The organism is Nocardioides sp. Root240, assembly GCF_001428825.1.
GTDB lineage: Bacteria > Actinomycetota > Actinomycetes > Propionibacteriales > Nocardioidaceae > Nocardioides.
The window spans coordinates 161,746-182,240 of the sequence record NZ_LMIT01000016.1; the positions used below are offsets into that span (position 1 = coordinate 161,746).

At 70.4% G+C, this 20,495-nt stretch carries 21 protein-coding genes; 9 read left to right on the plus strand and 12 right to left on the minus strand.

The features are described from left to right. Nucleotides 1-81: 81 nt before the first annotated feature. From ASE20_RS23640 to dnaA, 9 genes are all read right to left on the minus strand, one after another. Nucleotides 82-795, minus strand: coding sequence for a response regulator transcription factor (locus ASE20_RS23640; RefSeq protein ID WP_056897043.1), 714 nt, complete (start codon nucleotides 793-795; stop codon nucleotides 82-84). 115 nt (nucleotides 796-910) lie between these two features. Next, nucleotides 911-1,597, minus strand: a complete 687-nt coding sequence (locus ASE20_RS23645; RefSeq protein ID WP_056897044.1) for a sigma factor-like helix-turn-helix DNA-binding protein — start codon at nucleotides 1,595-1,597, stop codon at nucleotides 911-913. Next, nucleotides 1,594-3,909 (minus strand): ATP-binding protein, encoded by a 2,316-nt coding sequence (locus ASE20_RS23650; protein WP_056897045.1) that lies wholly within the window; start codon nucleotides 3,907-3,909, stop codon nucleotides 1,594-1,596. Before ASE20_RS23650 ends, ASE20_RS23645 begins: the two co-directional genes overlap by 4 nt. Before the next feature lie 136 nt (nucleotides 3,910-4,045). Further along, nucleotides 4,046-4,855: a hypothetical protein gene (locus ASE20_RS23655; protein WP_157538554.1), complete on the minus strand. Its 810-nt coding sequence runs from the start codon at nucleotides 4,853-4,855 to the stop codon at nucleotides 4,046-4,048. Between the two features lie 127 nt (nucleotides 4,856-4,982). Next, nucleotides 4,983-5,579: a DUF721 domain-containing protein gene (locus ASE20_RS23660; protein WP_056897047.1), complete on the minus strand. Its 597-nt coding sequence runs from the start codon at nucleotides 5,577-5,579 to the stop codon at nucleotides 4,983-4,985. After that, entirely contained in the window at nucleotides 5,572-6,699 is a 1,128-nt protein-coding gene (gene recF / locus ASE20_RS23665; protein ID WP_056897048.1) for a DNA replication/repair protein RecF, read from the minus strand. Before recF ends, ASE20_RS23660 begins: the two co-directional genes overlap by 8 nt. Nucleotides 6,700-6,753: 54 nt before the next feature. Beyond that, a complete protein-coding gene (gene gnd, locus ASE20_RS23670; RefSeq protein ID WP_056897049.1) occupies nucleotides 6,754-7,659 on the minus strand; it encodes a phosphogluconate dehydrogenase (NAD(+)-dependent, decarboxylating) in 906 nt (301 codons plus the stop codon). A 128-nt stretch (nucleotides 7,660-7,787) separates the two neighbouring features. Further along, on the minus strand, nucleotides 7,788-8,930 hold the full coding sequence (gene dnaN / locus ASE20_RS23675; RefSeq protein ID WP_056897050.1) for a DNA polymerase III subunit beta: 1,143 nt from the start codon (nucleotides 8,928-8,930) through the stop codon (nucleotides 7,788-7,790). 406 nt (nucleotides 8,931-9,336) lie between these two features. Next, nucleotides 9,337-10,902, minus strand: a complete 1,566-nt coding sequence (gene dnaA, locus ASE20_RS23680) for a chromosomal replication initiator protein DnaA (RefSeq protein WP_082612851.1) — start codon at nucleotides 10,900-10,902, stop codon at nucleotides 9,337-9,339. 558 nt (nucleotides 10,903-11,460) lie between these two features. Between dnaA and rpmH the strand changes: the two genes are divergently transcribed. The 8 genes from rpmH (at nucleotide 11,461) to ASE20_RS23720 (ending at nucleotide 17,014) form a co-directional block, all read left to right on the plus strand. Next, entirely contained in the window at nucleotides 11,461-11,598 is a 138-nt protein-coding gene (rpmH, locus tag ASE20_RS23685) for a 50S ribosomal protein L34 (RefSeq protein WP_056897051.1), read from the plus strand. A 53-nt stretch (nucleotides 11,599-11,651) separates the two neighbouring features. After that, nucleotides 11,652-12,047 carry a ribonuclease P protein component gene (gene rnpA, locus ASE20_RS23690; RefSeq protein WP_056897052.1) on the plus strand — a complete coding sequence of 132 codons (396 nt, stop codon included), beginning with the start codon at nucleotides 11,652-11,654 and terminating at the stop codon, nucleotides 12,045-12,047. After that, nucleotides 12,044-12,349: a membrane protein insertion efficiency factor YidD gene (gene yidD, locus ASE20_RS23695; RefSeq protein WP_056897053.1), complete on the plus strand. Its 306-nt coding sequence runs from the start codon at nucleotides 12,044-12,046 to the stop codon at nucleotides 12,347-12,349. Before rnpA ends, yidD begins: the two co-directional genes overlap by 4 nt. A 36-nt stretch (nucleotides 12,350-12,385) precedes the next feature. After that, nucleotides 12,386-13,399 carry a membrane protein insertase YidC gene (gene yidC / locus ASE20_RS23700; RefSeq protein ID WP_412778598.1) on the plus strand — a complete coding sequence of 338 codons (1,014 nt, stop codon included), beginning with the start codon at nucleotides 12,386-12,388 and terminating at the stop codon, nucleotides 13,397-13,399. Then, the gene (locus tag ASE20_RS23705; RefSeq protein WP_082612853.1) at nucleotides 13,396-13,989 is read left to right on the plus strand and encodes a protein jag; all 594 of its coding nucleotides are present in this window, start codon (nucleotides 13,396-13,398) and stop codon (nucleotides 13,987-13,989) included. Before yidC ends, ASE20_RS23705 begins: the two co-directional genes overlap by 4 nt. Nucleotides 13,990-14,082: 93 nt before the next feature. After that, nucleotides 14,083-14,835, plus strand: coding sequence for a 16S rRNA (guanine(527)-N(7))-methyltransferase RsmG (rsmG, locus tag ASE20_RS23710; RefSeq protein ID WP_056897055.1), 753 nt, complete (start codon nucleotides 14,083-14,085; stop codon nucleotides 14,833-14,835). A gap of 197 nt (nucleotides 14,836-15,032) precedes the next feature. Beyond that, entirely contained in the window at nucleotides 15,033-15,968 is a 936-nt protein-coding gene (locus ASE20_RS23715; RefSeq protein ID WP_056897056.1) for a ParA family protein, read from the plus strand. A 260-nt stretch (nucleotides 15,969-16,228) separates the two neighbouring features. Beyond that, nucleotides 16,229-17,014 carry a ParB/RepB/Spo0J family partition protein gene (locus ASE20_RS23720; protein ID WP_318655576.1) on the plus strand — a complete coding sequence of 262 codons (786 nt, stop codon included), beginning with the start codon at nucleotides 16,229-16,231 and terminating at the stop codon, nucleotides 17,012-17,014. A 136-nt stretch (nucleotides 17,015-17,150) separates the two neighbouring features. Here the strand turns inward: ASE20_RS23720 and ASE20_RS23725 are convergent, their stop codons facing one another. Then, nucleotides 17,151-17,927, minus strand: a complete 777-nt coding sequence (locus tag ASE20_RS23725; RefSeq protein WP_056897058.1) for a lysophospholipid acyltransferase family protein — start codon at nucleotides 17,925-17,927, stop codon at nucleotides 17,151-17,153. Between the two features lie 148 nt (nucleotides 17,928-18,075). Continuing rightward, nucleotides 18,076-19,299 (minus strand): pyridoxal phosphate-dependent aminotransferase, encoded by a 1,224-nt coding sequence (locus ASE20_RS23730; RefSeq protein ID WP_318655575.1) that lies wholly within the window; start codon nucleotides 19,297-19,299, stop codon nucleotides 18,076-18,078. Nucleotides 19,300-19,345: 46 nt separating this feature from the next. On the opposite strand from ASE20_RS23730, the gene ASE20_RS23735 reads away from it, so the two are divergent. Continuing rightward, on the plus strand, nucleotides 19,346-20,011 hold the full coding sequence (locus ASE20_RS23735) for a GNAT family N-acetyltransferase (RefSeq protein ID WP_056897059.1): 666 nt from the start codon (nucleotides 19,346-19,348) through the stop codon (nucleotides 20,009-20,011). Between the two features lie 139 nt (nucleotides 20,012-20,150). Here ASE20_RS23735 and trxA read toward each other — a convergent pair whose 3' ends face one another. Next, nucleotides 20,151-20,483, minus strand: coding sequence for a thioredoxin (gene trxA / locus ASE20_RS23740; RefSeq protein WP_056897060.1), 333 nt, complete (start codon nucleotides 20,481-20,483; stop codon nucleotides 20,151-20,153). Between the last annotated feature and the right edge of the window lie 12 nt (nucleotides 20,484-20,495).

Consider the following 20,495-nt stretch of genomic DNA (forward strand, 5'->3'; position numbering starts at 1 on the left):
GCCACGAAATGACCCCCGGGTGGGGGTCACTGTCGGATCCGATGGATCGAACGGGCCCGAACGATTGACCTCCGGGAGGGGTCAGGGGCGCGACGGCGGGTCGAGGTAACCGTCCTGCAGGGCGAGGTGGTTCAGGTCCAGCTTGGTCCGGGCCGGCCGCCCGGCAGCGGCGTACTTCGCCTTCACCCGGCTCAGGTACTTCTTCGCCGTGTCCTTCTTCACCCCCAGCGCCTCCGCCACCGCCTCCATCGTGGAGCCCGACGCGTAGAGCACCAGCGCCCGCTCCTCCTGGTCGCTCAGCTGGGGCCGGTCGCTCCCCGCCGCGAGGATCCGCGCGAGCTCCGGCGACGTCCAGTGACCGTGGCCGAGGACGGTCCAGATCGCGGCGACCACGTCCTCCTCGGGGTCGCGCTTGCCGACCACACCGGCGACTCCCGCACGCATCACCTTGCGCACCAGGTCCGGTGAGGACATCGCGGACAGGACCAGGACCCGGATGCCCGACCGGACCAGGCGTCGTACCTGCTCGGGGTCGACGCTGGGGCCACGGTCGACCATGAGGTCGAGCAGAACGAGGTGGGGCCGCCTGCCGTCGCCGACGGTCTCGAGCCAGCTGAGGAGGTCCGGCAGCGTCTCCCCGCTCCAGACGACGTCGAGTCCGGACTGGGCACCGACCAGGTCCTCGGCGCGCCGGCGTTGGAGCAGGTGGTCCTCGACGAGGGCGACTCGCCACCGGAACGCGCGGGAGCGCGCACCGTCAGGTGCGTCCGTTGCTCGCCGACCTCGCCCCACCATGACGCGGTCGAACGTAGTGACCGCGAACGGTCCCGATCGCCGCCAGCGAGGGCCCCTGAGGAAATGACCTCCGAGCGGGGGTCAGGATCGTCGGGCCTGACCTCCGCCGGGGGACTCAGCGGCTCGGCGGATCGAGGTAGCCGTCCTGCTGTGCGACCGCGTTCAGGTCGAGCTTGGTGCTCGCGGGGCGCCCGGCCGCGGCGTACTTGGCCTTCACCCGGCTCAGGTACTTCTTCGCGGTGTCCTTCTTGACGCCGAGCGCCTCGGCGACCGCGTCGAGGGTGAGCCCGGACGCGTAGAGCACCAGCGCCCGCTCCTCCTGGTCGCTCAGCTGCGGCCGGTCGCTGTCACCGGCGATCACGCTGGCGAGCTCAGGCGTGAGCCACTGCCCGCGCCCGATCACGGTCCACATCGCCGCGACGATGTCCTCCTCGGAGTCGCGCTTGCCCGCGATGCCGCCGATGCCGGCGCGGAGGATCTTGCGGACCAGCTCGGGCGAGGCCATCGCGGACAGCACGAGGACCTTGATGCCGGACCTGGTCAACGCCCGGACCACGTCCGGGTTCACGCTCGGCCCGCGCTCGACCATCAGGTCGAGGACCAGCAGGTGCGGGCGCAGCTGGTCGGGCGCCGTACCGACCCAGCCGAGGAAGTCGGGCAGGGTGTCACCGCTCCACACCACCTGCAGCCCGGCCTGCGCCGTGATGAGCTCCTCCGTGCGCTTGCGCTGCATCATGTGGTCCTCGACGATCGCCACGCGCCACTCGTAGCGGCGGGCTCCCCGCTCGGCAGGACTGCTCACGATCGATCTCCTTCGGACGACGGAACCACCACTTCGACCAGGTCCTGCGGACCCAGGTTGCGCACCGACAGCTCGACGCCGTCGGGCAGGTGCCAGCCCTGCAGGGCCGACGACAGCCGCGGCCCCGGGCCGACGAGCGTGAACCGGAGCGCGTCCGGGCCGGGGAAGAGCGTGCTGGTCAGCTGCTCCCCCGCGGGAACGGCGGCCACCGCCGTGAGCAACAGCTCACCCAGCGCCGGCGCCACCGCGGCGTCGACGTCGACCCCGCCCGAGCGCACCGCCAGCCGGGTCTGCGCCGTGCGTGCGTCGGCGAGTCCGCGAGCGAACCACTCACCCATCCGCACCAGGTCGGGGTTGAGCTGGGTGAGCTGGCGCAGGTAGGTCTCCTCCTCCGCGCACGCGCGTTGCAGCTGCTCGTCCCTGGGATCGGCCTCGGCCCGCGCGACCCGGTCCAGGATCGCGACCGACTCGCCCAACCCGGCCGCGGCCCACCGGCGCCGAGCCCGGCTCGCGGCATCGCGGGCGTCGGCCTCGGTGCGCAGCCGCGCGGCCGCCTCCTGGTCGGTCACCACCTGCCGGCCGACTGTCGTGACCAGGCGCTGGAAGCCGGCCCAGCCGATCGCAAGGCCGAGGCAGGCGGTACCGGCCACCAGCACGGAGGCGGCGGCACTCGTGTCCGACCGTGCCGTCACCGCGGCCACGGCAAGCACCGTGGCGAGCACCGACGCACCGGTCCAGCCGGCGCTCTTGCGCCACCGCCGGTCGCCGAGCAGGACCAGGAGCGGCCCCGTCGGGCAGATGGCCTGCCACAGGACGATGTCGTGCCGGCCGAAGTCGACGGCCGCGGCGGACAGCACGAAGGCGAGCGACGCGCCCACGGCGAGCACGACAGGGAGCAGCACCGCACGCACCCGGCCGGGCCCGTTGGTCTGCCACGCGATCGCGCAGACGAGAGCGACGATGGCGACCATCGGGTACTCCTCGGTGGGGCGCCCACGATGGTTGGTGACCGCCAACCAGACGCCGATCACCACCACCCCGACGGCGAACAGGCCGCTCGCACGGCGCTGGAGCCCGTCGACGACCGCCTGCAGCGCGTCCTCCCGATCTGGCACGACGCCCGGTCCGTCCGGCACGGCGCGACCGGTCCAGACAAGGGTCGCCCGGGTGCCCTCGCCGGGGGCCGTCACCAGGCTCACCTCGACATCGGTGCCCCTGAACCGGCCGAGCACCGACTCCGCGAGTCCCCGGCCGGTCGGGACGTGGCCGTCGAACCCGACACCGTCGTCACTGACGGTGACGACGAGGCCCCCGTCGCGGACGGCCACATCGACGACGACCTCGTCGGCGCCGGAGTGCTTCGCGGCATTGCGCACCAGCTCGGTGGTCGCGCGGGCGAGTGCCTGGAGCACCTCGGGCGGCAGGAGGGCCTCGCGGCGGGCGAGCTCCTCGTCAGGCACCCCGCGGTGCGCGACGCGGATGCCGTCGACGTGCAGGCCGCTGCGTATCCCGTTGCCGTCCATCGGCAGCCGGGCGTCGCCGGTGAGCGCCTCGACGGTGGCGACGTCGCGTGCGCACCGGGCCCGCACGCTCTTCAGGTCGGCGACACCCGCGCCACCGTTGGCGAGTGCGCCGAGGGTGTTGATGACGGTGTCGTGCAGGACCCGGGCGTCCTCGGCGGCGCGACGGCTCGCCGCCTGACGTACCTCGACCGCGTGCTCCTGCGTCTCAGCCAGCGCCCGCTCCTCGTCGGCACGGCGAGCGAAGTCGAGCAGGACCAGGTAACCGATGCGGGTGCCGACGAGAATGGCAAGACCTGTCGTCGCGACCGACGTGGGCAGCACGCTCCCGGAATCGGGCCAGGTCAGCACCATCGCGGTCGGCACCACGACCGCGACGGCCAGCGGAAGCAGCAGGGCGGCGCGACCGCGCATCGCGAAGCTCGGGAGTGCCGCCGCCAAGTTGGCCAGCCAGCAGGCGGCGAGCAGCAGCGGCTGGTCGAGCGAGGTGACCCACGCCCAGTCGGCCACGAAGGCGACGTACGCCAGCACCACGACCACCCACGACGGGAGTCGGTCGGCGGCGGCCACGAACGAGATCGCCAGCAACCCGAGGTGGATGACGAGGAGAGTGGTGTGCCCGGCGGGCGAGAGCGGTTCGATGAGGACCGTCGGCACCATGACCAGCTGCCACAACCCCATGCTCCGCAGCACCACGCGCCGGATCGACGCGACCACGGCCGCCGTGGTCGAACCCTCCTCGTCGCCGAACAGGTCGCCGAGAAACTGCCGGCGGACGCGTGCCCAGTCCACCCCGGTTGCCCCCCTGCACCCTCCACGCGCCCCTCCGGCGTGTGGCCACGACGCTAGTGGAACGGGGGTCGGTGTCGCACGAAAAGCAGCGTCCCTGACCCCTTTTCGGGGGTCAGGGACGCGACAGTCCTGCAGATCAGGGAGCGACCGGCTGGCCGGACAGCTTCTTGTACGTGTAGCAGGTGCCGACGAGGATCACCGGGATCGCGACCAGCAGGCCGACGCCGCAGAGCACCGCGCCGACGAGGGCGATGACGTAGGCGACGAGGTACCAGATGATCGTCGAGCCGATGTTGTTCCTCACCAGCTCGATCGACGCCTTGATCGCGTCGACCGGGGCGAGGTTCTTGTCGACCACGAAGAACAGCGAGAACATCGTCAGGAACCCGAAGATGATGCCCGGGAGCACGCACAGGATCGTGCCGATGAAGGTACCGACACCCACCAGCAGGCTGGTGACGATCACGTTGCCGATGTTCTCGAACTTGAAGACGCCGGCGGTGGTGAACGAACGTCCCTCGGTGACCCCGAGACCCTCGCGGATCAGGCCCGCGCCGATGACCTGCGCGTAGATGAAGAACACGACGTACAGCAGGGCCAGGACGATCAGGGACAGGATGCCCAGGCCGCCGTTGTCGCCGCTGCAGGCGTACTCGCCCGCGTCATTGAAGCTGCAGGAGTAGTCCGAGTCGCCCGCCGGGATGATGATGGCGAAGAAGGCGATGCCGTAGATCAGGACGGCGCCGGCGAAGATCGCCAGCGCGGCCAGGATCATCTGGCCCACGTTCGCCTGGAACTTCGTCCAGCCGTAGTTGACCGCGGCGCCGACGTCCCAGTTGTCCGGACCACCCGGCGGCGGGCCGCCGTAGCCACCAGCGGGGGGCGGGGGCGGGGCGCCGTGACCGCCCGGGGGAGGCGGCGGTGCCGGCGGCTCGAAGTTGCTCATGTCGTGCTCCTCATCGTGGCCGTGACGGGGGGATGCCACGTCGAACGGGACGGTCATCGAACAGTCGGTGCATCGTAGCGAGGTCGAGACCCACGAAGCGTCCCGTGACGGAGGCTTTACGCAGCGGTCATCCGTAGGTGTCGCGCGGTCCACGACCGTCGCGCACACCACGGCGGCCGTGCTTCCACGACGGCGCGTGCGGTCCGAGCACCTCCACGAGGGTGACCGTCCCGTCGCCGAGCTCCTTGTTGAGGCGCTGCACCAGCGTGCCGGCGAGGAGCTTGAGCTGGGTCGCCCACGCGGTCGAGTCCGTCCGTACGACGAGGGTGCCCTCGCTCAGCGTCTCCGGGGTCGAGTGGGCGCCGATCTCCTCGCCGACGATCTCGGTCCAGCGACCGAAGACCCCGCGCACCTGCAGGTCGAGTCCCCAGCCGCGCTCGCCGACGAGTCGGTCGACCTCCTTGCCGAGGCCCTGCGGGTCGCGGCCGTCGGGGCGGGCTCCGCTGAACTGCGCCTCCCCGCGCCCGCGCGAACCGAAACGGCCCGGGGTGGCACGGCCGTCCGGGCTGCGCGGGAACCGGCGCCGGGCAGGCGTCGTACCGGCGGCACCGGCGCCGGCCGCCTGGGAGCGCGCGAGGTCGAGGCCGTCGGCGCGATGCTCCTCGGGCGACTCGGGAGGCTCAGGCGCCTCAGCCGCCTCGTCGGCGGGGGTCTCGTCAGCCACGGGTCACCTCTCCCGCCGCGACGTGGAAGGTCGTACCCCGCAACGCCTCCGGTACGTCGGCCGCGACCGCCGCCGTCACCAGCACCTGCTCGGCGCCGGCCACCAGCGCGGCCAGCTGCTCGCGGCGGTCCGCGTCGAGCTCGGCGAAGACGTCGTCGAGGATGAGGATCGGGTCGTCGCCGTCGGCCCGGAGAAGGTCGTAGGACGCGAGCCGCAGCGCGAGCGCGAACGACCAGGACTCGCCGTGGCTGGCGTAGCCCTTCACCGGCAGTCGGTTCTCGTCGCCGGGCCCGAGCGTGAGCACCAGGTCGTCGCGGTGCGGGCCGACCAGGGTGACGCCGCGCTGGATCTCGTCGGCCTGGCGGCGCGCGAGCTCCTCGCGGAAGGCGGCCGCGGTGTCGTCGCCGTCGGGCACCGTCGCGGCGTACTCGATGCGGGCGTCGTCACGGTTCGCGCCGCGGGCCACCGCTTCGTACGCCTTCCCCAGGTACGGCGCCAGGTCGGTCGTGAGGCGCTGGCGAGCCGTGAGCAGCTCGGTGCCCGTCGTCACCAGCTGGTCGTCCCACACCGACAGCGTCGCGAGCGCGGCCTCGCGGCTGGACCCGCGCGCGGCGTACAACGTTTTGAGGAGGGTGTTGCGCTGCTTGAGGACCCGCTCGTGGTCGGCGATAACGCCGGCGTAGCGCGGCGTGCGCAGGACCAGCAGGTCGTCGAGGAAGCGCCGCCGCTGCGAGGGGTCGCCCTTCACCAGCGCGAGGTCCTCGGGACTGAAGACCACCGTGCGGACCAGGCCGGCGAGGTCGCGTGCCCGCGACAGGGGCGAGCGGTTGATCCGCGCGCGGTTGGCGCGACCCGGGTTGAGCTCGACCTCGAGGATCGCCGTGCGGCCGTCACGCACGACCGCCGCCCGCACGATGGCCTGCTCGGTGCCGGCGCGGATCAGCGGTGCGTCGTTCGCGACCCGGTGCGAGGAGAGCCGCGACAGGTAGTCGATCGCCTCGACGAGGTTGGTCTTGCCCTGGCCGTTGCTGCCGACGAACGAGGTGACCCCCGGTTCGAGGGCGACGTCCACGTCCGCGTACGAGCGGAAGTCGTGGAGGCTCAGGTGGGCGACGTGCACCGCACCATCATCCCCTGCCCAGCGTCGATCCGGGCCACGCGCCCCAGGAGTCTCCTAGGCCGGGTTGGCCTCCCCGCCCGGGGGCGGGTCGGTGTGGACGGCGTGGCCGCCGAACTGGTTGCGCATCGCGGCGATCGCCTTCATCGCCGGGCTGTCGTCCTGGCGGGAGGTGAAGCGGGCGAAGAGGGAGGCGGCGATCACGTGCATCGGGACGGCGTTGTCGATCGCCGCCTGCACGGTCCAGCGGCCCTCGCCCGAGTCGTCGGCGTAGCCGCGCAGCTTCTCGAGGTGCTCGTCGTCCTCGATCGCCTCGGTGAGCAGGTCGAGCAGCCACGAGCGGATCACCGTGCCGTAGCGCCAGGACTCGAAGATCGCCGGGACGTTCTCGACGATGTCGACCTTCTCGAGCAGCTCCCAGCCCTCGGCGTAGGCCTGCATCATGGCGTACTCGATGCCGTTGTGGACCATCTTGGCGAAGTGGCCGGCGCCGGGGGTCGGACCGGCGTGGACGGCGCCGCCCTCCTCGGGCTTGAGCGCGTCGAAGGCGGGCTGGACCTTGGCGATGTCGTCGACCGAGCCGCCGTACATCAGGGCGTAGCCGTTCTCCAGGCCCCAGACCCCACCGGAGACGCCGCAGTCGACGAAGCCGATGCCCTTCTCGGCGAGCGAGGCGGCGTTGATCGCGTCGTCGGTGTACTTCGAGTTGCCCCCGTCGACCACCAGGTCGCCCTCGGACAGCAGCTCCTTGAGCTCGGCGATCGTCGAGCGGGTCGGGTCTCCGGCGGGCACCATGACCCACACGACCTTCGGCGCCGGGAGCGCCTCGACCATCTCCGCGAGGCTCGCGACGTCGGCCAGGTCCGGGTTGCGGTCGTAGCCGACGACGGTGTGGCCCGCGTTGCGCAGGCGGGTGCGCATGTTGCCACCCATCTTGCCGAGTCCGACCAGTCCGATCTCCATGTCCTGAGCCTAGCCGGGCACGACGAAGGAGTGCACGGCGTGGGTCAGGAGGTTGAGCAAGCCCGCGGCCGAGCCCGCGAGGGCGCGACGGCGCGTCGAAACACCCTTCGGGAGTCGTGGAGAGGTGTTCAGCTGAGCAGGCGACGCGGCATCAGCAGGTAGCGGAACGATCCGCCCTGCTCGCCGGACTCGTCGTTCGTGCCGCTGATGACGACCGGCTTCGAGGCCTGCGTGAACGCGAGCTCGACCACCGACTCGTCGATGGCACCGAGGCCGTCGAGCAGGAAGTTCGGGTTGAAGCCGGTGACCAGGTCGTCGCCCTCGATCTGCGCCGCGACCGACTCCGATGCCTGCGCGTCGTCGCCCGAACCGGCGTCGAGGATCAGCGCACCGTCGCGGAAGCTCAGCTGGACCGCGGTGTTGCGGTCGGCGACGAGCGAGACGCGCTTGACCGACTCGATGAGCTCGGCCCGGTCGATCTTGGCGATGGTGAGCTTCTCCGACGGGAACAGGCTGCGGACCTTCGGGAACTCGCCGTCGAGCAGCCGGGTGGTGGTACGGCGCACGCCGCCCGGTCCGGTGCCCTCGAAGCCGATGATCCCGTCGCCCGAGCCGGACGCGGAGAGCGCGATGGTCACCTCGGGGCCCGCGGTGAGCGCCTTGGCGGTGTCGCCGAGCACCTTCGCCGGGACGAGGGCGGCGACCGTGGCGTCCGGCGTACCGGGGTTCCAGGTCAGCTCGCGCTGCGAGAGGCGGAACCGGTCGGTGGCGAGCAGGGCGATGGTGTCGCCCTCGATCTCGATCCGCACGCCGGTGAGCACCGGGAGCATGTCGTCGCGACCGGCGGCGGTCACGGCCTGGGCCACGGCGTGGGCGAAGGCGTCGCTGGGGACGGTGCCCGTCGCGGCCGGCATCTCCGGGATGGACGGGTAGTCCTCGACGGGCATGGTCTGCAGCGAGAAGCGCGACGAGCCGCAGGTGAGCTGGACCCGGGCGCCGTCGAGCGTCAGCTCGACGGGCTTGTTGGGCAGGCTGCGGCAGATGTCGGCGAGGAGGCGGCCACTGACCAGCGCCTTGCCCTCGTCGTGCACCTCGGCGGACAAGGTCGCGCGGGCGGAGGTCTCGTAGTCGAACGTCGAGAGGACCAGGCCCTCGTCGTTGGCCTCGATCAGGAGTCCGGCGAGGACCGGGGCGCTGGGACGGACCGGCAGGCTGCGCGCGGCCCAGGCGACGGCGTCAGCAAGGACGTCGCGGTCGACACGGAACTTCACGTTCGTCGTACCTCATCACTGGGATCGGTTGGGGGTTGCATCCTGCCACGCCCGACCTGAGTGCGGCGACGCCCGTCGGGGGCGAGGTGGTCATTCGGTGTCCGTCGAGGTGGCTCGGGTCCGGGCCGGATGGTCGGTGGTCCACAGGTCAGGGGCCAGGAGACGTGCTGCGGTCGATCGAGTCGTAGGTCAGTAGGGAGTGGTCATAGGTTCGGTGGAAACTGTGGAGAACTGTCATTCGTGCAGGTCAGGTGCCAGATGAGCAGTGGATGACGCCTGTGGACAGATCGGGACGAACTACACGGTCGTGGGGACGAGCACCGCCGTGTGGAGGGCCGGCCTGCGCAGTGCACGGAATCCTCCCCGTGTAGTTCGCACAATTCCGGCCGAGTTCTCCACAGCTTCCTCAGCCCTGGCGGGCCTGCATCTTGACCCGGTTGGTGAGCTCGCTGACCTGGTTGAAGACCGCACGTCGCTCACCGAGCAGCTGGTTGATCTTCCGCTCGGCGTACATGACGGTCGTGTGGTCGCGGTTGCCGAACTGCGCGCCGATCTTCGGCAGCGACAGTCCGGTGAGCTCGCGGCACAGGTACATCGCGATCTGCCGGGCCATCACCAGGTGCCGGCCGCGGCTGGGACCGGTGAGCTCCTCGATCGTGAGGCCGAAGTACGCCGCGGTCTGGGCGATGATCAGCGGCGCGGTGATCTCGGGCTCGCCGCCGTCGGGGATGAGGTCCTTGAGCACGATCTCGGCCAGCGTCATGTCGACGTCTTGCCGGTTGAGGTTCGCGAAGGCGGTGACCCGGATCAGCGCACCCTCGAGCTCGCGGATGTTGGTCTGGATCTTGCTCGCGATGAACTCGAGGACGTCGGACGGCGCGGTGAGCCGGTCCATCGCGGCCTTCTTGCGGAGGATCGCGATGCGGGTCTCGAGGTCGGGCGCCTGGACGTCGGTGATCAGGCCCCACTCGAACCGGTTGCGGAGCCGGTCCTCGAGCGCCTCGAGCAGCTTGGGCGGACGGTCGGACGTCAGCACGATCTGCTTGTTGGCGTTGTGGAGGGTGTTGAAGGTGTGGAAGAACTCCTCCTGCGTCTGGGTCTTGCCCGCCAGGAACTGGATGTCGTCGATCAGCAGCACGTCCACCTCGCGGTACTTCCGCTTGAACCGGTCCTGCCGGTCGTCGCGGATCGCGTTGATGAACTCGTTGGTGAACTCCTCGCTCGAGACGTAGCGCACCTTGCTGCCGGCGTAGATCGTCCGGACGTAGTGGCCGATCGCGTGCAGCAGGTGGGTCTTGCCGAGGCCGGACTCCCCGTAGACGAGCAGCGGGTTGTAGCTCTTGCCCGGCGCCTCGCTGACCGCGACGGCCGCGGCGTGCGGGAAGCGGTTCGAGGAGCCGATGACGAAGGTCTCGAAGGTGTACTTCGGGTTCAGTCGCGACTCGCCACCGCCGGGGGTGCTCGCGCCGGGGGACGGCAGCACGGCGGGGCGCTCGGGGGCGTCGTACCCGGTCTCGAAGGCGGGGGCGGCGGTGCGCGGGGCGTCGTGCGTCGACGAATCGACCTGTCGACTTGTCGACAAATCGACCTTCGGTACGTCGACCTCGGCCGGCTCGTAGGCGGGCCCGTCGTCGTAGCGGACGGGGTCGAAGCGGGGCGTGCTCTCGAAGCCGGGCTCGTGGTGCAGTGAGCTGTCCACGGTGACGGCGAGCTGGACCTCGTGGCCGAAGCGCTCGGTCAGCGCGTCCTCGAGCTGGCCGCGCAGCCGTCCCTCGAGCCGCTTGCGGGTGAAGTCGTCGGGAACCGCGACGATCGCCGTCGACCCGTGGAGGGTGACCGGCTTGCTCGCCTGGAGCCAGGCGCGCTGATGGGCCTGGAGGTCGCCGACCACCGCCGCCCACTCGAGCTCGAGCCGGCTGGTGGCGCTGTCGGGGTTGGAGTCGTTCGGGGGCTGATCGGGGTTGCCGGTCACGCCTCACACCTCTCGCTGTCGTGTGCGTGGTTGCTGGGCCTGGTCTGGCTCCACAAGTTTGTCCACAGGTTGTGAACATTTGCATCATCGTCGTGTCGATGCCCGACCGAGGCCGCTCGGAACCCACCCTCGCGCTTCGTTTGCGCAGGTCAGAGGCACCAAGGCGGTGATCGTGACGGGAGCGACGCGGGAAGCGGTGGAGCTGGTTCGAGACCGGCGGGGAAACCCGGATCAGTCGAACCTAATGGTGCATCAGCCTGTGGATCAAGGCGCTATCCACAGGTTTTGGCGGGCACCGGTGGAAATTGCGTCCTGTATCACGGGGAGCCCGCGGAGGGGGCCGCCGGTTTGACCCCCGATCCGCCCTGCGCGTACCGTTCATTGGTCAACCGGAGTCGACCGGTGCCGCATGTCCACGAGCTTCGTGCCCGGGTCTCCCGGGAGCAGGACGCTCGTGGCTGCGCGGTGGCGGCCGACGCGCCTCACGGCTCCCGAACGGGGGTCGGCCGCAGGCAGCCGTACGACCCTTCCCGATCATTGCACTTGAAAGGCCGATTCGTGAGCAAGCGGACCTACCAGCCGAACAACCGTCGTCGTCACAAGGTGCACGGTTTCCGTCTGCGGATGCGCACCCGTGCGGGTCGCGCCATCCTGTCGAACCGTCGCCGGAAGGGCCGCTCGAGCCTCGCTGTCTGAGGCCGGGCAGGCGTCCGGGGGTGTCCGCACTGCGGAACCCGCGGGGCTGACCGATGCTCGCCGCCGGCCACCGGCTGACCGACCCTGAAGGATTCCGGGCCGCCAGCCGCCGGGGCCAACGAGCCGGTACCCGCACCGTCGTCACGCACCTGTTGCTCCCCCAGGAGCAACAGGTCGTCGGCATGTCCGGACCCGAGCCGCAGGTCGGCTTCGTCGTCAGCAAGGCCGTCGGTAGCGCCGTCGTGCGCAACCGCGTCAAGCGGCGCCTGCGCCACGCGCTCCGCGAACGGATCGGCGCGGTCCCCGGCGGCTCGGTGCTCGTCGTGCGTGCCCAGCCGGCGGCGGCCGGGATCTCCTACCAGGAACTGGTGGCGGACCTCGACCGTTGTCTGGAGCGGGTGGGCGTGCCGAGCGCGCCGCCCGCCGCGGACCCGACGGAGGCCCGATGAAGTGGCTGCTGATCGGACTGGTGCGTGCCTACCAGCTGTTGCTGAGCCCACTCCTCGGCCCGACCTGCCGTTACTACCCGTCCTGCTCGGCGTACGCCGTCGAGGCGCTGCGCGTGCACGGTGCGTTCAAGGGCACCTGGCTCGCCGGTCGACGGCTGCTGCGGTGTCACCCCTGGTCCCCCGGCGGGGTCGACCACGTGCCGCCCCGGCGCGGTCACCGGCACGACGCCGACGGCGCCGCGCACACACCTGATCTTCTGCCGGCGTCCGCCGGCGGTTCCGACTCCCAACTAGGAGCCTGACTCGTGGGAATCATCGGCGACATCGGCCACTTCATCATGGTGCCGCTGTACTACATCATCTCGGCGGTGCTCCTCGGATGGCACAAGCTGTTCACGACCCTCGGCCTGGACGGTGACGGCGGCCTCTCGTGGGCCCTCTCGATCATCGGCCTGACGCTGATGATCCGTGCGGCCCTGATCCCGCTGTTCGTGAAGCAGATCAAGTCCAGCCGCAACATGCAGCTGCTGCAGCCGAAGGTGAAGGAGCTGCAGAAGAAGTACGGCCACGACCGGCAGAAGCTGGCCGAGGAGACGATGAAGCTCTACAAGGACGCGGGCACCAACCCGTTCGCGTCCTGCCTGCCGATCCTCCTGCAGATGCCGATCTTCTTCGCCCTGTTCCGCCTGCTCTCGAGCGCGGCCAAGAGCGACAAGGCGCACGGCTTCCTGACCAAGGAGAAGGCGCACCAGTTCGGCGAGTCGAAGATCTTCGGCACGCTGCCGATCAACGGAAACTTCTGGGCCTCGCGCACCTGGGGCGACGACCCGCATGCCGGCGTGATGATCGTCGCGGCCTTCCTGGTGCTCGCCATGACGGCCACCACGTTCACGACGCAGCGTCAGCTGATGGCCAAGAACATGCCGGCCGAGGCGATGAGCGGGCCGTACGCGCAGCAGCAGAAGATGCTGCTCTACATCCTCCCGGTGGCCTTCGGCCTCGGTGGCGTCGCCTTCCCGATCGGTGTCCTCCTGTACTGGACCACGTCGAACCTGTGGACGATGGGTCAGCAGTTCTACGTCATCCGGAACAACCCCGCGCCCGGAACGCCCGCCTTCAAGGCGAAGCAGGACCGCGACAAGGAGAAGGCCCGCCGCCACGGCCACGCCGCCGAGGAGGAGCCCTCCGCCGGTACGACGACCGTCACCGAGCGTCGTCCCGCCGCCCGGCAGCAGCCGAAGAAGCAGACCCGCGCGCAGCGCGCGAAGAGCGGGTCCAAGACCAACCCGTCGAGCCCGGGCGATCGGGCCGAGGACGGGGAGACCGAACCCACTGAGGGAGAAGAGCGATGAGCGCCGAGATCGAGACCGAGGTCGTGACCGAGGAGACCACCGACGTGGTGGAGTCCGAGGAGACCGCTGACGACGCCGACGAGACCGAGGAGACGGACGACACCGAGGCCCCGGCCGAGGGCGACCGGGTGAGCCGGCTCGAGCAGGAGGGCGACATCGCGGCCGACTACCTCGAGGAGCTCCTCGACATCGCGGACCTCGACGGCGACCTGGACATCGACGTGGAGGCCGACCGGGCCGCCGTGTCGATCGTGGGCGCGGACCTGAGCCAGCTCGTCGGCCAGGACGGCAAGGTCCTCGAGGCCCTGCAGGAGCTGACCCGCCTCGCGGTCTACCGCGAGACCGGCGAGCGCTCGCGGCTGATGCTCGACGTCTCGGGCTTCCGGGCCGACAAGCGGACCCGCCTCTCGCAGCTGGGCGCCGACACGGCCGCCCAGGTGGCCGCGTCGGGCGAGCCGGTCTCGCTCGAGCCGATGTCGCCGTTCGAGCGCAAGATCGTCCACGACGCCGTCGCCGCCGCCGGCCTGCGCTCGGAGTCGGCGGGTGTCGAGCCGCGCCGCTACGTCGTGGTGCTCCCTGCGGACGCCTGATCGATCCACGCCTCGCGACCTCGACGTTTCACGTGAAACGTCGAGGTCGCGTCGGTTTCTCCATCCATCACCGAACGAGCTCGAGGGGGCAGCATGACCGAGGATGAATCGGTGCCCGGCCTCCCCTCTCCCCCGCCGGCGGTCACGACGCTGTTCCCCGAGTCCCGGGTCGACGCAGCCGTGGCGTACGCCGAGCTCCTCGCCACCGACGGGGTCGTCCGCGGCCTGATCGGTCCTCGCGAGGCCCCCCGCCTCTGGGAGCGCCACGTGCTGAACTGCGCGCTGCTGGCCCCCGCACTGCCGCCGAACGCCCGGGTCGCCGACATCGGGTCCGGTGCCGGCCTGCCGGGCCTGGTGCTGGCCATCGCCCGGCCTGATATCACGATCACCCTGATCGAGCCGCTGCTGCGGCGTACGACCTTCCTGGAGGAAGCCGTCGCCACCCTGGACCTCACCAACGTGGTGGTCGTCCGGGGCCGTGCTGACGCCCTCCACGGATCCACTGACTTCGACGTGGTGACCTCGAGGGCGGTGGCTCCCCTGGGCCGCCTGCTCGAGTGGTCGATGCCGCTGGTCGCGCCGCACGGTGCGTTGGTGGCGATGAAGGGCAGCTCTGCCCCCGAGGAGATCGAGGCGGCGGCTCCCGAGCTCGCCCGGCTCGGTTGCTCGGCGCCGGTCGTCGAGACCCTGGGCAGCGGCGACGCTGCCCTTCCGGACGTGAGTCCGATCCGCGTCGTGCGGGTGACCTGGGCCGACCCGGCCCGCGTATCGTTGCCGTCCCGACCGCAGCGTGGTCCTCGGGATCCACGTCCTTCCCGCGGTCGGAACAAGAGGAGGAAGTCGTGACCGACTCATCGTTCCCCGACGGGTTTTCCACCGGTGGACAGGGGGGTGCTGAGCGTGAGCATCCACAGGACGGCCCTAGTTATCCACAGACCGGTGCGGAGTCGTTCGGCGCCCGGGCGGCGGATGTTTCACGTGAAACCGGCTCCTCGGAGGAGCCCGTCGTTTCACGTGAAACGACGAGGCCGGCCACGTCCGGTGTGCTGACAGCGGCCCAGCTCGCCGAGCGGAACGCCGGTTTCGACGACGACCTCACTCCCCTGGCCCGTGCCGCGCAGGCGACCGTCATGGTGCGCGCGGGCATCCCTCAGGAGCAGCTCGGCCGTCCGTCCGAGACCCGGGTCATGGTCGTCGCCAACCAGAAGGGCGGTGTCGGCAAGACCACCTCCACGGTCAACCTCGCCGCGGCGCTGACCCAGCTCGGCCAGCGCGTCCTGGTCATCGACCTCGACCCGCAGGGCAATGCCTCGACAGCGCTCAACATCGAGCACCGCCAGGGCACGCCGTCGACGTACGAGCTCCTGGTCGACGGCCTTGCCATCGTCGACATCGCGCAGCCCTGCCCCGACGCCAACGGCCTCTGGGTCGTCCCGGCCACGATCGACCTCGCTGGCGCCGAGATCGAGCTCGTCAGTGTCGTCGCCCGCGAGCAGCGGCTGAAGAAGGCGATCGACGCCCACCCCCGCATCGGCACGGCGGCGGAGATCGGCGACGAGCGCTTCGACTACGTCTTCATCGACTGCCCGCCGTCGCTCGGCCTGCTGACCCTCAACGCACTCGTCGCCGGCGCGGAGATGCTGATCCCGATCCAGGCCGAGTACTACGCCCTCGAGGGTCTCGGCCAGCTGCTCGCCACGGTCGACATGGTGCGCGCGCACCTGAACCCCGAGCTGGCGGTCTCGACCATCGTCCTCACCATGTACGACGCCCGCACCCGCCTGGCGGCCGGCGTCGCCCAGGAGGTCCGGGAGCACTTCGGTGACCAGGTGCTCAAGACGGCCATCCCGCGCTCCGTGCGGGTGTCCGAGGCGCCGTCGTACGGCCAGACGGTGATGACCTACGATCCCGGGTCACCCGGCGCGCTCAGCTACCTGGAGGCGGCGCGCGAGATCGTCACCCGAGGGGCGCTGTCATGAACGCCAACGCACCCCGTCGCGGCCTTGGCCGGGGCCTCGGATCGCTGATCCCGACGGCTCCGCCGCCCGGCACTCCGACCCCCGGATCCGGCCCGGCGACGGACGTGGTTGTCAACCCGGACGACCGCAATTCGGACCTTCGCGCAGGAGCGCCTTCCAGCACCTCGGCGGGCCTGGGGTCCACCGGCTCCGGGACAGGCGCTCAGATCGAGGATTCGGGTCTGACGCCGGTCGAAGGGGCCTTCTTCGCCGAGCTGCCCGTGGACCAGGTCCGACCCAATGCGGTGAACCCGCGGACCGTCTTCGACGAGGAGGCGATGGCCGAGCTGGTCCACTCCATCAAGGAAGTGGGCCTCCTCCAGCCCGTCGTGGTCCGCCGGACGGGCACTGACAGCTACGAGCTGGTCATGGGCGAGCGCCGCTGGCGCGCCACCCAGGCCGCCGGCCTCACCACGATCCCCGCGATCGTGCGCGAGACCGAGGACGACGACATGCTCCGGGACGCGCTCCTGGAGAACCTGCACCGCAGCAACCTCAACCCGCTGGAGGAGGCGAACGCCTACCAGCAGCTGCTCGAGGACTTCGGCTGCACCCACGAGGAGCTGGCCCAGCGGATCGGTCGCTCGCGGCCCCAGATCAGCAACACGCTGCGCCTGCTCAAGCTCTCCCCCGCCGTGCAGCGCCGGGTCGCCGCTGGCGTGCTCTCCGCGGGTCATGCCCGGGCCCTGCTCGGCGTACCGGACGCGGAGCAGCAGGATCGGCTCGCCCAGCGGGTGGTGGCCGAGCAGATCTCGGTGCGTGGCCTCGAGGAGATCATCGCCGTCGGCGACGGCACGGGTACGCCGAAGCGCACGACGCGCGCGAAGCCGAAGGCACCGGGTCTGACCGAGCTCTCCGACCGCCTGGGCGACCGGCTCGAGACGCGGGTGAAGATCGACCTGGGCAAGGCCAAGGGCAAGATCAGCATCGAGTTCGCCAACACCGGCGACCTGCAGCGCATCGTCGACCTGATCGACCCGCGCAACCGCAACGACCGGATCATCTGACCCGCGAACGCAGAACGCCCCGGCTCCCACGAGGGAGCCGGGGCGTTGTGTATTTGTCGACAAGGCGACATGTCACTTTGGCAACATGTCTCCCTTCTGTGACAGATGTTTCACGGGAAACACTGACCGGGGGGGATCAGGCCTTCTTCTCCGCGGCCTTGGCAGCGCGCTTGGCGGCGCGGGCGCGGAGCTCGGCCTTGTCCATCTCGTCGGCCTTCTCCGGCGTCGGAGCCGAGCCGCCGAAGCGGGCGGGCGTCCACCAGGAGCCGGGCGCCTTCTCGGCCTCGGGGTACTCGGCGATCACCTCGTCGAGCATCCGCTTCATGATCACGCGCAGTTCCTCCGTCTCGGCGACGACGTCCTCCCCGGTCGGGTACAGCGGCTCGCCCACCTTGACGACGATGGTCTTGGCCGAGCGGGAGAAGTCCTTGTCGTGGTCCTTGGTCATCAGCCGGTGCGCGCCCCAGACGATGACCGGGATCAGCGGTACGCCGGCGTCGGCGGCGATCCGCGCGGCACCGGACTTGAGCTCCTTGATCTCGAAGGAGCGGGAGATGGTCGCCTCGGGGTAGATGCCGACGACCTCGCCGGCCCTGAGGTAGGCCAGGGCGTCCTTCATCGACTGCATGCCGGAGGCGCGGTCGACGCGGATGTGGTGGAAGGAGCGCAGCAGGTGGCCCACGCCCGGCGCGTCCATCATCTCCTTCTTGATCATGAACCGGACCAGCCGCTTCCGGGGCTCCGCACCGGCACCGGCGTAGATGAAGTCGATGTAGCCGGTGTGGTTGATCGCGAGCAGCGCGCCGCCCTTGCGCGGGATGGACTCCGAGCCGCTCACCACCACGCGCTGGCGCATGAGCTTGAAGAGCACCTTGGCGGTGACGATGACGGGCGGGTAGGTGATGTCGAGCACGGAGGCGAGTCTGTCAGCCGCACCTGAGAAAGCGCGACTGCACGTCGCGCAGATTCACCCGGGGAATTCACTCCCCGTGAACAAAGAAGGCCCGGAGGTTTCGAGGCTCGGCCGCGGCCGGCCTCGCACCTCAACCACCGCCCCGACCTCAGCGGCGCGTGGCCAGGAACTCCGCGATCCTGCCGATGGCCTCCTCGAGGACGTCGACGTCCGGGAGGGTGACCAGGCGGAAGTGGTCGGGGGCGAACCAGTTGAAGCCCGTGCCGTGGGTGACCAGGATCTTCTTCGAGCGCAGCAGGTCGATCACGAACTGCTCGTCGTCGTCGATCTCGTAGACATCGGGGTCCAGGCGCGGGAAGCAGTACAGCGCACCGCGCGGGCGCACCGAGGAGACACCGGGAATGTCGTTGAGGAGCCGGTCGGCCAGCATGGCCTGCTCGTAGAAGCGGCCGCCGGGCACGATCAGCTCGTTGATCGACTGGTAGCCGCCGAGCGCGGTCTGGATCGCGTGCTGGGCCGGCACGTTGGCGCACATGCGCATGTTCGAGAGCAGCGTGAGGCCTTCGAGGAAGTCCTCGGCGAGCTCCTTGGGGCCGGACACCATCACCCAGCCGGCACGGTAGCCGCAGACCCGGTAGGCCTTGGACAGCCCGCTGAACGTCAGGCACAGGACGTCGTTGCCGGCAGCGGCGGCCGCGTGGTGGTGCACCGCGTCGTCGAAGAGGATCTTCTCGTAGATCTCGTCGGAGAAGATGACCAGGTCGTGCCGTCGGGCGATGTCGACCAGCTTCTCGACCATCTCCTTGCTGTAGACGGCACCCGTGGGGTTGTTGGGGTTGATGATGACCAGGCCGTGCGTGTTCTCGGTGATCTTGGACTCGATGTCCTCGAGGTCCGGCATCCAGCCGTTGTCCTCGTCGCAGCGGTAGTGCACCGGCGTACCGCCGGAGAGCGACACCGCGCCGGTCCACAGCGGGTAGTCGGGCGCCGGGACGAGGATCTCGTTGCCGTCGTCGAGGAAGGTCGTGAGGACCATCGAGATCATCTCGGAGACGCCGTTGCCGATGAACACGTCGTCGACGGCGGTGTCCTTCAGCCCCCGCGACTGGTAGTACTGCGCGACCGCGGTGCGGGCGGAGTAGATGCCGCGGGAGTCGCTGTAGCCCTGGGCGTCGGGCAGGTTGTGCACCATGTCGGCGACGATCGCCTCGGGTGCCTCGAAGCCGAAGGGTGCGGGGTTGCCGATGTTGAGCTTGAGGATCTTGTGTCCCTCGGCCTCCAGCCGCTGGGCCTCGACGAGGATGGGTCCCCGGACGTCGTAGCGGACGTTGGCGAGCTTCTTGCTCTGGCGGATCTTGCGCACGAGCCCCATTCTCGCAGGTGCTCGCCAGTCCATTTCGGGCCTACCATGATGGGCGATGGCCCGTACGACCGTGCCCCTCACCCTCGACCTGCTCGACGCCCTCGATGCGCCGTGCCGGTCCTGCCTGTTCTGGGAGCGCGAGCCGGTGCGCCGCGACGGCCTCTCCCCCGCCGAACGGGCCCGGGAGAAGGAGGCGTGGGTCTCGGAGGTGCTGCGCGAGTGGGGCTCCTGCGGCCGGGTGGCCGTGGTCGACGGCGAGCCGGTCGGCTACCTGACCTACGCCCCCGCGGCGTTCGTCCCCGGCGCGGCCGCCTTCCCGACCGCGCCCGTCTCGGCCGACGCCGTGCTGCTGACGACCGCCTGGATCCGCCCGGGGTATGCCGGCGGCGGGCTGGGCCGCCTGCTGGTCCAGGGCATGGCGCGGGACCTGACCGGGCGTGACGGCATCCGCGCCGTCGAGGCCTTCGCCCGGACAGGCCGCGCCCCCGCGCCTCCGGGCGGCACCAGCGAGTGCGTCGTACCGGCCGAGTTCCTGGCCCGGGTCGGGTTCAAGACCCACCGCCCGCACCCGCGCACGCCCCGGATGCGGATGGAGATGCGCTCGCTGGTGACCTGGCGGGGCGAGATGGAGGCGGCGTGGGAGAAGATCGTCGGTGTCGTACGACGCCCGCACGGAGCGACCGCGCCCGTACCCCGGGAAGCACGCAACCCCCGGCCCTGAGTCTGAGTCGTCTCGGCTCGCTGCGCTCGCTCCCCCGTCCAGCCACGGCGGGCGGCGCGACGCCCGCCAGGCACCCGAACACGTCCGGGAAGCAAGCAACCCCCGGCCCTGAGGGACCGGGGGTTGCGTGGAGCCGTGCTCAGGCGTTGATGAACTCGTCGAGCTCCTTGAGGATCGCGGCCTTGGGGCGCGCGCCGACGATGGTCTTGACGACCTCGCCACCGGAGTAGACGTTGATGGTCGGGATGCCGGTGACGCGGTACGACGCCGGGGTGACCGGGTTCTCGTCGACGTTCAGCTTGTAGAACGTGATCTTGTCGCCGTGGGCGCCGGCGATCTCGTCGAGGATCGGGGCGACCTGGCGGCACGGGCCGCACCACTCGGCCCAGAAGTCCACGAGGACGGGCTTGTCGGACTTGAGGACCTGCGCGTCGAACTCGGCGTCGGTCACGGCGGAGATGTTGTCGGCCACGGGGGCGCTCCT